This is a genomic window from Mycobacterium sp. 1423905.2 (assembly GCF_001673155.1).
In the GTDB taxonomy this organism is placed as follows: domain Bacteria; phylum Actinomycetota; class Actinomycetes; order Mycobacteriales; family Mycobacteriaceae; genus Mycobacterium.
In genome coordinates, this window is record NZ_LZLE01000288.1 from 1 (window position 1) to 926 (window position 926).

Consider the following 926-nt stretch of genomic DNA (forward strand, 5'->3'; position numbering starts at 1 on the left):
GTCGGTGGACTGGTCGCACGCGATGTTGAGTGATCCGGAGCAGGTTCTGTTCCGACGGCTGGCGGTATTCCTCGGCGATCAACAGCGACTTGTCGACCAGCAAGCTGAGCTGATCGAGCACTTGATAACGCTGGGTCTCGGCACCGCACGCCACGGCGCGGGCGGCGTCGAGATCAAAACCGCCGAGGAATACCGCCAGCCGTCGGAACAGAACCTGCTCCGGATCACTCAACATCGCGTGCGACCAGTCCACCGACGCGCGCAAGGTCTGCTGTCGGCGCACCGCCGTCCGTGCTCCGCCGGTCAGCAGACGAAACGCGTCATGCAGGCTGTCGAGGATCTCCCGTGGCGACAGCGCCCGGATTCGTGCGGCGGCAAGCTCAATCGCCAGCGGTAGCCCGTCCAACCTGCGGCAGATCTCGGTCACGGTTGCCAAGTGGTCGCCAGTGATGCGGAAGTCAGGTTTGGCCCGGCGGGCACGGTCACTGAACAACTCGATCGCTTCATCGGTCAGCGAAAGGGAAGGCACCCGCCAACTCACCTCGCCGGGCACCCCGATCGGTTCGCGGCTGGTGGCGAGCAGCGTCAGGGTGGGGCAGGTGCCCAGCAGGTCGGTGATGAGTTGGGCACTGGCGTCGAGCAGATGCTCGCAGTTGTCGAGCAGCAGCAAGGTATGACGGTCGCGCAAGAAACGCACCAGGACGTTCATTGTCGGTTGGCCGGGTTGGTCGAGGAGGCCTAGCGCGCGGGAGGCCGTCACGGGTACCACGTCGGGGTCGGTTATGGGTGCCAAGTCGACGTACCACACGCCATCGGCGAAATCGGTGGCTCGGTTGGCCGCGACCTGGACGGCCAACCGGGTCTTACCCGCACCGCCGGCACCGGTCAATGTGACGAGCCGATTGTCGGTCAGCGCCTCTGCAATG

General features: G+C 65.2%; 1 pseudogene. It reads right to left on the reverse strand.

The window, feature by feature from the left end:
* Positions 1-926 (reverse strand): annotated as a pseudogene (locus A9W95_RS27325) (LuxR family transcriptional regulator); the annotation flags it as partial.